We start from the raw sequence: 11,869 nt of genomic DNA, 5'->3' as shown, positions 1-11,869 counted from the left end.
CTAAGAATTACTGCCATTTTTCCCTTGGAGAAAAAGCTAAGATCTAGAAAAAGACATCCTAGCTCCCACATCGAAAAATGTCAATCCGCTCATCATGCAATCCATGCACCATTAAAAACGAGCATCTTAGATGGTACATTACTATAGTCTCTACTACGACTATTATGAAGATCAAAACTGTTTTCTAGATGCGAAACAATCCTGCGCTATCTAAACTGCATATTTAGATTCATTTCTAGAATAAGATACTTTCATGACCATATATCTAGGATTAAATCAACAAACGGCAAAAAAATATTGTGCTCATTTTGTTCCTATCCTGAAGATCGTTCCGTTTGCAAGAAGTCTACCCCAATTACGCCTTGCTTTTCGCTACCTAGAGAAAACCTCTCACATTTTACTTACCAGTCCCTCTTCAACATCTCTATTTATCTCTAGAATGAGCAGGAAAGTATCTAAAAGAACTTTAGAAAATAAACATTATCTTTGTTTAGGGAAAATCACAGCACATCGTCTTGTAAGACTTCTTCCAAAAGCACCGTATTCTCTAGCTACTATTGAAACAGGAGAGGGAGTCCTCCCTATGATTTCCTCGTTACCCGAGGATGCCCGTATTCTCTACCCTCACTCCGCTCTATCTCGATCTGTTATCAAAGATTTTTTAAAAAAAGAAAGTAGGTATTTTTTTGCTTATCCTCACTACAGGATTCAAGAACTCCGGTTAAAATCAAAAATATTTGATCAATGTAATCGAGTAATTCTAACCAGTCCTTCAGGAGTTAGAGCTTATGCAAAACTTTTCCCTATTCTCCCAAATAGAATACATCTTTGCCAAGGTCCTATCACATTAAAAGAATTTCAAAAAATTTATAGTCATCCTGGAGAACTTCTTCAAGAGGAGAGCTCCGTGGAAAGCTAATGACAAAAAACAGTTTCTACGAGTAAAATTATCTCGCTCCTAAGCTTTTACTCTACAGTATTCTGTATGTCAATTTCAGCAACACCAGCACAAAATCAAGAGCCCCTAAATCTATTCTCCAAGGGAAGTGAGGCCAGAGGCAAACTAATTCATTTTATCGTACACTGTATAATTCAAGCGCTAGTTTTAACAACGCTCACAGCAGGAATCATGGCCCTGGGCTGTTGTATGCACCCCATGTTTTTCATATTTCTTATTGCCATCATCCCTGTTTATATATCCCTTAGAAATTTAGCTGCTGATAAACTTCGCGATCTATACATCGCATTCAAAGTGTATCCCTCTGAGGATAAGATCTATGACATCGTTTTCTTCTAAAGTTAAGAAATTATAAAGAATAAAATCACTAGTCATTGCCATTTAGTTTTAATAAAATTAATTAACAAAAACTAAATATTATTACTTTTTATGCCTAGTATTAACCCGGGTGATTCCCATAACCAAATCGGAAATCGCAACGCGCCGAATTTGACTCCCGCACTCTCTTCCAGAGAGATCTCCACTCAGAAACACAATAAGATACTGAAGATAGCCTCTCTATCTATTCTTGGCGCATTAGCTGTTGGAACCACAATAGCTGGTATTACTCTGGCCGTTGTTTTAGGATCTCCAGTATTTGCTGCTTTAGCCATCGCCTCGGTGTTATTCGCTGGAGTAGCTATACTTGTCCACAAACAGCTAACACAGAAAGCTGATGGAGACTGGGCGCAAGCATTAGATCAAGACTTTAGAGCTCTCCCCTCCCAGACCGCAGATGCGAACTTTGTCACCACACCAGGAACCCGCCTATCCTTCTACCAAAATAAGAAAAATCCTGGGATTAAACTTGGAATCCAAGAAGATACCACTACAGGCTTCTCTATTAAATTCTCCGCTCTTCCTAGATCAAACACTGTGAGAATGGTGACAAGCCAAAGCGGAATAACATTCAATGCAGTAACTCCGGGTCCACAAACAGTTATTACGGCAAATTCAAATCAATCCCGAGCTCTGTTTAGAGAATTAACCTCACTTGGGCAACATTCAAATTGGGGCGCGTCTCAATATCAGGGACAAACCTCTATTAAAATACCATTTGCCCCAACAGAAGCACGCTCTACAGAATTAAATATAAAAGACAACTCGTCCATTCCGCTTTCAGAAAAAGAAAGATATCCAGAATTCATAGGACACATTCGTGGTCCTAAACTTGAAGAATTCTCAGGAAGTGATCAAGAAGTAATGAATGGTTACTATAATCGCGCGCTTTTTGCCTACGAGAACTGTTTAAATGAGGCTATTGAAAAAGGCTGTTCCATAGTTTCTCTCCCTCTATTCTCCTCTGTTTATGAAGTGAATGGAAGAGACCTTTTACCAAGGAGAAATCAAAACTATGAGTGGCTATTAGGTTGCAATGATCTATGTAAAAAAGCGTTAGTTGAAGCTATTAATAACATAGCACTTGCCAATCCGAATTCTTTAAAATTACTTGTTCTTTTACAAGATCCGTTTGCATCCCTTCCCTAGAGAAATACAAAAAGGAGAGTTTTCAATTAGAAATCTCTCCTCTACCATTCAAATAAAAAATTCCCAAAAAAGAACCTTTTATTTTTTTCCTCCCACCATTAACCTACTCTTAGATTCATAAGGATAATAACCCTGTGAATTACGTATTTAGGAAAGAGAACTAAAGAGAAGCTGGGAGCGTTTTAAAGCGGCGGACTGCCTTATACGGCAAAGGAACAAGTTCAAATCATCTTTTAAACTCGCTCTTGGGTTGAACTGGTAAAAATTAATTCACATACTAGTTGGGTGGTTAAACTTTTGCCTTTTCTTAAGTCATTGTCTCTTAGGAATTTCTTTTATTGAAAAAAACGTTCTTTACTTCTTGCTAAAAAAGCAGTAAACTTGCTTTCTTCTTCAGATGTATTCATTCCTAAATCTCATGATTTCGTATCCGTATTTAGGAACCACTAAGCCAAGCAAGGAATAGTTTTCATGCATGAAGCCCTCCAGAGCATTTTAGCCATTCAAGAGCTCGATATTAAAATGATTCGCTTGATGCGAGTCAAGAAAGAGCATCAAAAAGAGCTCGCTAAAGTCCAATCTCTTAAATCTGACATTCGTCGTAAAGTTCAGGAAAAAGAATTGGAGATGGAAAACTTAAAGAATCAGATTAAAGAAGGTGAGAATCGGATTCAAGAGATTTCTGATCAAATTAACAAATTAGAAAGTCAACAAGCAGCTGTGAAGAAGATGGATGAGTTTAATGCGCTCACTCAAGAAATGACCGCAGCAAACAAAGAGCGTCGTGCACTAGAACATCAACTTAGTGATCTTATGGATAAGCAAGCAGGAAGTGAAGACCTGATTGTTTCCCTAAAAGAAAGTCTAACATCTACAGAAAATAGCAGCTTCGCTATTGAAAAAGAAATCTGTGAAAGTATTAAGAATATTAATCAAGAAGGCAGAGCTTTATTACAGCAACGTAGTGAATTAAAAGAAGCTACGGATCCTGAAATGTTTCTTATTTACGAACGTTTATTAAACAATAAAAAAGATCGCGTTGTTGTTCCCATAGAAAATCGTGTTTGTAGTGGATGTCACATAGTTTTAACTCCCCAGCATGAGAATTTAGTCCGCAAAAAAGATCGACTGATTTTCTGTGAACATTGTTCTAGAATTTTATATTGGCGAGAACCTGACACTCTCGCTGCTGATAGCTCTACAGCAAAACGTCGTCGAAGACGCGCCGCTGTATAACAAGTTCATCGGAAGAGAAAGGCAACCGCTTTTTATATCTCTAATAAGGTATATTGAGAGGAAAGTCTGGACTTCATAAGAAGAGATACTGGAGAAACTCCAGGGGCCGTAAGGCTACGGAAAGTGCAACAGAAAACATTCCGCTATAAAAGGGTCTTTTATAGACAGGCTGAAAATTCCTACTTTAAGAGTAGGAGCTGTTAAGGTGACTTAATAGACATGCAAACCCTATCTGAAGCAAGAGAAAAAGTTTTTGTTTCTGCATAGTGAGGAAGTTTCTTCCTCATAGACTTTTTCATAATCGCTTGAGGGGTATAGTAATATATCCCCTAGATGAATGGTTGCCCTCAAGATGGTCTTTTCCATCTTGTAGACAGAATCCGGCTTACTCTCTCTTCCGATATTTTTTTAATTCTTTAGATAAGTCCTGCTTTTGCCAGCGTATGCATCTGAAGCAATCCCACAACATAGCGTTGATCTTTAGCATCTACAACAGGTAGGATAGTTACAGGACTTCCTGTTTCCATCATTTGCAAACCAAGAAGAACATCAGCATCCTCATTGATTACTCTAGGATTTGGAGTCATAACATCTTTAAGCTTCTGCAATAAGATATCCCCTCCATGACGAGATAACGATCTACGTAAATCTCCATCCGTGAATATTCCCAGCATTTCGAATTTTTCATTCACTATGCAAACACAACCACAACCATAAGAAGAAAAAATATCTAAGGAATCTGCGATTGTATTTTCTGGAGAACAAAAAGGAACTTCTGTCTTTGGGAACATATAATCTCGGATTTTCCCAACAACCTTCAAACCAATTTGCCCACCAGGATGATTCTTCCCATAATCCGCTAGAGATATCCCCCGACTACGCAGTAGTGTAATAGCAAGAAGATCTCCAAATAATAACTGGCATGTTGTTGATATCGTGGGAACAAGATTAAAAGGATCTAATTCTTCTATCATGGGTAAGATAATCACATGATCACAAAGAATTGCTAAACTGGAATAAGCAGCAGACGTAATACCTACAGTAAATACACCTCGTTCCTTTAAATAGGGAATCCATTCTAAAAGCTCCCGAGTTTCCCCACTTTTAGAAAAAAGACAAACAATATCTCCAGAGCGAATAATACCAAGATCCCCATGAAGAAGATCTCCTGAAGAAAGAAAAAAAGCACGTTCTCCGAAGGACTGTAAAGTAGCAGCTATCTTCCTTGCAATGCAACCACTTTTCCCCACACCAGAAAAGAATATAGAACCTTGGTGATTCAGTATTTTCTCAGCTAGCAACCAAGTTCCCTCACATTGGAAAGTAGAAAAAAAGCGTTCTAAAGATTCCTTTTGCTTAGCAACAATATCTTGGCATAAATCAATAGCTGTTGTGGGAGAACCCATCCCTTTAATCCTTGGAAAAAATCGTAGTGTGTTAGCTCATCGTAACAGACTCTAACCGATTTTTCAATGAGGTTAAAAATTCACTACCATAAATGCCATCAAGCACCCTATGGTCAAACGTTAAGGTTACGTATACCATTCTTCGGATAGCTAAAGAATCGTCATCGCGAACAACAACACGTTTTTGTATTGTCCCTATTCCTAAAATAGCCACTTCAGGATAACGAATTATAGGCATGCCGATTAAAGCTCCAGTCATACCAAAATTAGTAACTGTGACACTGCCATCTTGAGTTTCTGAAGGATCAAGCTTATTAGCGCGAGATCGTGTCGATAAATCAGCAAGAGTCTTTGCAATACTTACTAAACCGCGGTCTTGACAATTACGAATAACCGGAACGACAACACCCTCTTTATTCAGATTAACAGCAACTCCTACATTTATCGATTTCTTCACAACAATTGTATCCCCGTCTAAAGATCCGTTTAATAACGGGAACTGCTCCAAAGCTTTTGCTAAACATTGGATGATAAAACTTGTTATTGTTAACTTTACACCGTGTGTTGCAAAGAATCGATCTTTCTCTTCGGAAATTAAATTCATCAGATCTGTGACATCAATATCTACAATAAGAGAAGCATGAGGCACCTCATCTGAAGATTTAGATAATGAAGACGCTATGGCCCTACGCAATGGAGACATCGGAATGCGATTTTCATTCGCATTTGTTATTTTTGAATACGAAGGCTCACGCATTTCAGAAATGTAGCTTTCTAAGTCTTTACGGGTCACTCTCCCTTCATTTCCTGTTCCGGAAATTTGCTGGAGCTGCTGGATGCTGATACCTTCACGATGCGCTAAACTAAGAACCGCTGGAGAAAACCATGCTGTAGTATTTCCCGAATCTTGAGAGCAAGAAATCTCAGAACAGGGCTCTTGTAAAACTACCTCTTCTTGAATATCTGATTCCGTATCAATTATAGCTAAAATTTCTCCAGAGGCAACTTCATCGCCTTCATTTACAAGACAACGAATTAACTTTCCTGCTTTAGGAGATGCTAATTCAGTGGCTATCTTATCTGTAGATATCTCAATTATAGGTTCGTCTTTTGCAACATACTCGCCTACTTGCTTAAGCCAACGAACTACAAACCCTCCGGAACCAGTCTCTCCTATTTTCGGAAATCGAAATTCAAACATGCGTAAACTCCCCTACACCGTCTCTCTACTTTCGTCTTCTAAAGCTACCTTGTCTTTTATCGGTGTCGATAGCTCACCTTCTCCAGAAGCCACATAAACAGCTACTACAGCATCTCCAAGGATATTCATAGGAGTTCCTATGATGTCTCGCAATCTATCAATTCCTGCTAAAACAGCGATTCCTTGAATAGGCAAGCCTACAGAGGCTAATACAGACCCTAAAGTGATCATTCCTCCTCCAGGAACACCCGCACTGCCTACAGCAGAGAAAGTTGCTGCAATAACAATCAGTAGCAAACTACTGAAAGGTAAAGGACAGTTATAGGCCTGAGCAATAAACACAGCAGCCATACCTTGAAATATAGCAGTGCCATTCATATTGACAGTAGCACCTAGAGGCAAAACAAAACCAGAAACTTCCGAGGAAACTCCAAGATTTTTAGATACGCAACGCATTGTTACAGGTAATGTTGCCGAACTACTCGAGGTGGATATCGCGCAGGATATCGCATCCATCATCGCAGAAAGAAATTTAGAGAAGGACATCTTACAGCCCATGCGGATAATACCGCCAAAAACAATCACAGCATGAAATAGACATGCGAGGTAGTAAGCTAAGATAAACTTCCCTAACTGCCAAAGAATGACTAAACCATGACTACCAGAAATCCACGCCATACTTGCTCCCACACCATAAGGTGCAAAAGCCATGATCATATTAATCATGCGTAACATGATCTCAGAAAAACCTTCTATGAACTTCGCAACGGGTCGTCCCTGTTCTCCAGAAAGACGCATAGCTATTCCTAAGAAAATAGCGAAGACTATGATTTGTAAAATATTTCCCTCAACGAAAGATCGAACTGGGTTTGAAGGAAAAATTTGAGAAATCAAAGATAAGAAATAGGCAGTATTTTTTTCAGGAGCAACTATAGTTGTTTCGATAACATTTTGTGATAAGTCACAACCCTCTCCGGGGCTAAAAAATTGGGCGAAGCATAAACCTATAACAATGGCTACGCATGTAGTACCTAAATATAGGCCTACACTTTTCATTCCTATCCGGCCTAATTTCTTCATATCACTGATAGAAGCAATACCTAGAACCATGGAACAAAATACCAGAGGGTAGACAACCATGCTTAATAGATTTAGAAAAATGTCTCCTATTGGTTTAAAAAAGATCGCCTTGTCTTCTAAAATTAAACCTAGGGTAACCCCGACAAATAATCCTATAAAGATTTTCATCCATAGTTTCATTAGTTACCTCTTACTATTATGTATTTGATCTATTCTATCCAATAAGGAAGCTGTAGAGCCTTCGTGATCTGAAAAATCAAAATGCATTTGTACCTTACCAATCGGAAGAATCCCTTGCTCATGAATTAAGTTTCCGAGCTTTACGCTATCCTTTTCTGTGCACAATATCCCCTGCCCTTGACGCATAGCTATTTTTGAGCTGAAGTAGTGCAATTCTTTCTTTGTTATTCCCGCGTGGTCAGGCAATAAATATGTTCCTAGTATTTTCACTCCGGCATGTTTCAACATATCAAGAAATCCCTGCGGGAATCCTAGACCACAGAAAACGCCGGCGGCTAGTCCAGAAAGACCGTCCAAAGGAAGTTTCTCCTCACTTGACTCCCAAAACACCTGAGAGATGCGAGGTTCAACAAAAATTTTTAGCGATGGACACCAGGTATTTAAAAGTTTTTGATTCTCTAAGCAACAAGAACCATTAACTATTATAAAATCGGCCTCCTTTAATCTATTAGGAGAATCTCGAAGGCGCCCCCGGGGAAAAAATTTTTCTCCCCCTAGGGGATCTTGACCGTTAACTACGACAATTTCCACGTCCTTGTGTAGTTTATTGTTCTGGAAACCATCGTCCAAAATCAAAATATCAAAATTCCTAGCGGCATCTTTAGCTGAAACTCTCCGATCTTTATGCACAAAAACAGAACCCTCTGGGAGTTTACCCGCCATAAGCAAGGGTTCATCTCCTACATAAGCAGCGTTATGCGTCTTAGGATCGACTATGATGAGCTTTCTCTGACGACTACATTTTCCTTTATATCCGCGAGAAAGAACGGCACAAGAATATCCTCGTGCTTTCAGATTTTCAGCCAACCACAATACTGTGGGCGTCTTACCTGAACCCCCGAGAACAATGTTTCCCACACTGATTACAGTAGAAGACGCGCGGTAGGGTGCTGAACAAAATAGCTTTCGACGAAAGCCTGCAGTGCGGGCAAATATCCAAGATAGGATTTTCCCAAAACACCCCCAACCCAAGATTTTCCCGTAGCTAATTGCTACGGTTAAGCGACGATAAAAAATAAAAAAGGGCGAAGGAAAGCGTGTTTTCATCGAACTTCATTATAACTCACTGATCAATCCATTCAGAAAATTATGATTGTTTAAAACCACAATCTTCGCCGCATCTTGGAAACGTTAAGCATCTCATAAAAAACATTAAAAATCAAGTTTACACAAGAAAATTAAAAAAAACTTATATAACAACTAATAGAATCTATTTTTTAATTAATTCACGTCACAGTGATAAATAATACGAATTATTTTTTGATCTCATAGAAAATGTTTTTCGGGAATTTTTCGTCAAACTAGGATAGCCAGCGTTGTCGAATTACTTCATAAGCAACAGCAGATACGGCTGTGGACAAATTTAAAGAATCCACTTGTCCAAGCATAGGAAGAGAAATTTTTGAAAAATTTCCTTTAAACCAAGAAGAAGTTAGACCATCCTTTTCCGAACCAAAAACTAGAGCTAATGGCTGATTATAATTTTCACAAAAGTACATTGAACTTGCCCTAGGAGAAGTCACAAAAACATGCCATTTTTCCTCTTCAATAGTTTGTAATACCTCATCCAAGGTGGCGGACCAGATAGGAAGAGTAAATACTGTTCCTAGTGAAGAACGGATAAGATTAGGGTTATAAAGGTCAATTATAGGATCACATAAAATCACTCCGTCAGCACCCACTCCATCAGCTATCCTAAGTAGAGCTCCAACATTACCAGGTTTTTCAACCTGTTCTATGATTAAATAAAAAGGTAGGGGATTTTTTTTCTGACTTAAAAACTCTTCTCGAGACCACCAACGTTTTTTCATCACAGCAATAAAATTATCGTGATGCTCTTTATAAGAAAGTTTTGAAAGAGTTTCCTCCAAACAATAGATCTTTTCCAGGGGGGTTTTTTGAATTCGATTTAAAAAAGATTGCTCTTTTTCCGAAATATTAGTTCCACAGAAAATCCGCTCGCATTCATATCCTGAGGTCAGAGCCTTTTGAATTTCTCGAAATCCTTCCAAAATAAAGAGAGAGCCCTTGCGAGAGCGACTTTGTTTTAATGCTATTGCCTCTTTCACTTTAGGGTTATTTTTCCCTACGAACTCCATTTAGCAAATACTCCAGAAGGTAAAGCTTGATTTCCATCACCACAAAAACTTTCTCCAGAAGACCAATACTGTTTATCTAAAGATAAAGCTCTAGTAGCTAAACTATATAAAAAAGCAGGTGTATGACCTGGTGTATGCGAGGTAATCAAAATATAAGAAGAAGAATCGGAAAGTAATTTAGAACATAAAAGCAATAACGGAAAGAAATCCCTGTCTATTTTAAAGACCTCGCCATCAGGTCCTCGGCCGTAAGTAGGCGGGTCTAATAAAATCACCTCGTATTTCTTCCCTCTCCGTATTTCTTTTTGCAGAAAAGAAAATACATCTTCAATAACCCAAAAGATCTTTTTCTCAGACAAGGCGTTATTCTCAACATTCTTTTGTGCCCATTTTACCGCAGATTTCGAAGCATCAACGTGACATACTTTTGCTCCACACTTTGCAGCAAAGATTGACGTAGAACCTGTGTAAGCAAATAAATTTAACACACGACATTCAAAATGTTTTTCTATGCTTTGTTTCAATTCGGGCCAAAAACCGCTATGTTCAGGAAACATACCTATGTGACCGAAAGGAGTGAGTTTTAATGTACAGTCAACGTTATTCAGAATGATTCGCCATTCTTGAGGAACAGAAGATCTGCAATGCCATTGCCCATCTTCACCCGATCTTTGATATTCAGCATGCGCCTTTTTCCATAGAGATGGCGAACTCTTAGGCCAGATTGCCGTGCAAGAGGGTCGGATAAGAGTTATTGGTCCAAAGCTTTCTAACTTCTTCCCATCACCACTATCCAGTAATTTGTAATCCATACTATTTATTTTATTTCGGAGGATATAAACGCCTTAAGGTATCCACTTGTGTTTTTGTTGCCATATCAGGCTCAATATTTACTTTCGCCCCCACCCGTTTATATCCTAAAGTCGTTCGAGATAATGTCTCGGGAATTAATCCTATTGAAAATACATCTTTGTCTATAGTAACAACTGTCAGGCTAATTCCATCTACCGAAACAAATCCCTTCTCAAAAAGATATATAGATAAGGAACTAGGGACACGAAAATAATACCGATTTTTCTCTATACATACAATCTCTCCGACACCACAAACATGACCAGAGACCATATGTCCTCCGATTGCATCAGAGGCTCTTAAAGAGCGTTCAATATTTACACGATCGCCTACAACTCTCTCTCCTATTGTAGTACAAGCAAGAGTTTCAGGAATAATATCAAAAAACATTTTACCTTCTTCTTCAAGTTTAACTACAGTAAGACAAACGCCATCAATAGCAACACTACAACCAATTTCCAACTCGGAAATACATTTCGAAGACCCTCTTACACCTATAGTTAAACCTTCATCTCTCGGCTGAATACTAAATATCTCGCCCAGCTCCTGAACTATTCCAGAAAACATTCTTAATTCCTAAGCAACTAGCATTTACAATAAAACATCCTTGCGGTAAGATAGTATCCTTTCGCAAAAAGAGCGAAAAGTTATCACGCTATCTGCATCTGTCGCAAGCCCTATTTTTATAGATTGGGAAAAAAAATTTGCAACTTATAGTCGCATAGATTTATCCTACGTTAAAATTATTATTTTCTTAGACTACCTTAACCTTAGGAGGTAGCTCCCATGCAGTGTCCTTTTTGCAATCATGGGGAATTAAAAGTTATAGATTCGAGAAATGCGCCAGAAGCAAATGCAATTAAACGCCGACGAGAATGCTTAAATTGTGGTCAAAGGTTCACAACTTTTGAAACCGTTGAGCTAACTCTGCAGGTATTGAAACGCGATGGTCGTTACGAGAATTTCCAAGAATCTAAACTAATTAACGGATTAAATGCCGCCTCTAGTCACACACGTATAGGTCAAGATCAAGTGCATGCAATAGCCTCTAACGTAAAATCTGAACTATTGGGTAAACAAAATAGGGAAATCTCTACCAAAGAAATTGGCGAACTAGTAATGAAATATCTAAAAAAGGCAGACATGATTGCCTACATTAGATTTGCCTGCGTCTATAGAAGATTTAAAGATGTTGGCGAATTAATGGAGGTTTTGCTATCTGCAACTCCGGATATGGAAAAATAGTTATTATTTTAAGGTTAAGGAGAGG

General features: G+C 38.5%; 12 protein-coding genes and 1 other RNA gene. 6 read left to right on the top strand and 7 right to left on the bottom strand.

The features are described 5' to 3' along the window. The first annotated feature begins 253 nt into the window (after positions 1–253). From H9Q19_RS03580 to rnpB, 5 genes are all read left to right on the top strand, one after another. Positions 254–919, top strand: coding sequence for a uroporphyrinogen-III synthase (locus tag H9Q19_RS03580; RefSeq protein ID WP_213240368.1), 666 nt, complete (start codon positions 254–256; stop codon positions 917–919). Positions 920–985: 66 nt separating this feature from the next. Then, positions 986–1,297 carry a hypothetical protein gene (locus H9Q19_RS03575; protein ID WP_213240366.1) on the top strand — a complete coding sequence of 104 codons (312 nt, stop codon included), beginning with the start codon at positions 986–988 and terminating at the stop codon, positions 1,295–1,297. Positions 1,298–1,387: 90 nt separating this feature from the next. Then, a complete protein-coding gene (locus H9Q19_RS03570; RefSeq protein ID WP_213240364.1) occupies positions 1,388–2,485 on the top strand; it encodes a hypothetical protein in 1,098 nt (365 codons plus the stop codon). 471 nt (positions 2,486–2,956) lie between these two features. Further along, positions 2,957–3,721, top strand: a complete 765-nt coding sequence (gene cdsZ, locus H9Q19_RS03565) for a zinc ribbon domain regulatory protein CdsZ (RefSeq protein ID WP_213240362.1) — start codon at positions 2,957–2,959, stop codon at positions 3,719–3,721. A 9-nt stretch (positions 3,722–3,730) separates the two neighbouring features. Continuing rightward, an RNA gene (gene rnpB, locus H9Q19_RS03560) (RNase P RNA component class A) lies at positions 3,731–4,125 on the top strand. Positions 4,126–4,137: 12 nt separating this feature from the next. Here the strand turns inward: rnpB and H9Q19_RS03555 are convergent. The 7 genes from H9Q19_RS03555 to H9Q19_RS03525 form a co-directional block, all read right to left on the bottom strand. Continuing rightward, positions 4,138–5,127, bottom strand: a complete 990-nt coding sequence (locus H9Q19_RS03555; RefSeq protein ID WP_213240360.1) for a KpsF/GutQ family sugar-phosphate isomerase — start codon at positions 5,125–5,127, stop codon at positions 4,138–4,140. Between the two features lie 31 nt (positions 5,128–5,158). Beyond that, a complete protein-coding gene (locus tag H9Q19_RS03550) occupies positions 5,159–6,328 on the bottom strand; it encodes a dihydrolipoamide acetyltransferase family protein (protein ID WP_213240358.1) in 1,170 nt (389 codons plus the stop codon). A 12-nt stretch (positions 6,329–6,340) separates the two neighbouring features. Continuing rightward, positions 6,341–7,588: a dicarboxylate/amino acid:cation symporter gene (locus H9Q19_RS03545; protein WP_213240356.1), complete on the bottom strand. Its 1,248-nt coding sequence runs from the start codon at positions 7,586–7,588 to the stop codon at positions 6,341–6,343. A 3-nt stretch (positions 7,589–7,591) separates the two neighbouring features. Beyond that, the gene (gene lpxK, locus H9Q19_RS03540; RefSeq protein WP_213240354.1) at positions 7,592–8,695 is read right to left on the bottom strand and encodes a tetraacyldisaccharide 4'-kinase; all 1,104 of its coding nucleotides are present in this window, start codon (positions 8,693–8,695) and stop codon (positions 7,592–7,594) included. 254 nt (positions 8,696–8,949) lie between these two features. Continuing rightward, positions 8,950–9,747 (bottom strand): RNA methyltransferase, encoded by a 798-nt coding sequence (locus tag H9Q19_RS03535; protein ID WP_213240352.1) that lies wholly within the window; start codon positions 9,745–9,747, stop codon positions 8,950–8,952. Then, on the bottom strand, positions 9,735–10,559 hold the full coding sequence (locus tag H9Q19_RS03530) for a class I SAM-dependent methyltransferase (RefSeq protein ID WP_213240350.1): 825 nt from the start codon (positions 10,557–10,559) through the stop codon (positions 9,735–9,737). Before H9Q19_RS03530 ends, H9Q19_RS03535 begins: the two co-directional genes overlap by 13 nt. Positions 10,560–10,569: 10 nt before the next feature. Beyond that, positions 10,570–11,166: a riboflavin synthase subunit alpha gene (locus H9Q19_RS03525; protein ID WP_213240348.1), complete on the bottom strand. Its 597-nt coding sequence runs from the start codon at positions 11,164–11,166 to the stop codon at positions 10,570–10,572. A 219-nt stretch (positions 11,167–11,385) separates the two neighbouring features. Here H9Q19_RS03525 and nrdR point away from each other — a divergent pair, with 219 nt between their 5' ends. Then, entirely contained in the window at positions 11,386–11,844 is a 459-nt protein-coding gene (nrdR, locus tag H9Q19_RS03520; RefSeq protein ID WP_006342890.1) for a transcriptional regulator NrdR, read from the top strand. Positions 11,845–11,869 lie beyond the last annotated feature (25 nt).

Origin of the sequence: Chlamydia crocodili (assembly GCF_018343815.1) — a bacterium.
Lineage (GTDB): Bacteria > Chlamydiota > Chlamydiia > Chlamydiales > Chlamydiaceae > Chlamydia > Chlamydia crocodili.
Note: the sequence above shows the minus strand (reverse complement) of the source record. Positions and strands in the feature narration are given on the sequence as shown.